This is a genomic window from Virgibacillus sp. 7505 (genome assembly GCF_002272135.1).
In the GTDB taxonomy this organism is placed as follows: domain Bacteria; phylum Bacillota; class Bacilli; order Bacillales; family Amphibacillaceae; genus Terribacillus.
On sequence record NZ_NPBF01000394.1, the window covers coordinates 1 to 222 of the forward strand.

The window sequence follows — 222 nt, forward strand, 5'->3', positions numbered from 1 at the left end:
CTTCTGTTTTCTTGTTGTTGTCTTTTTCGTCATCGAGACGCCTCAATTCGCCGACGTACTATACGTTGTCACGGTGTTTTATATTGCTTTTGTATTGGAGGGAGAACGTGAAGCTTGTTTCGGTACAAGCGGGGCGTTGTTGCTCGGGAGCATGGCGGCGATTTGGGCCATATCTACCCATTCCTTAACGCTGCAATTTGCTTGTTTAGGCGTATCCATGTT

At 46.8% G+C, this 222-nt stretch carries 1 protein-coding gene; it reads left to right on the forward strand.

From position 1 onward, the window contains the following. The coding region (locus CHH91_RS21035; protein WP_217973793.1) for a hypothetical protein at window positions 1-222 on the forward strand (222 nt) is incomplete at both ends.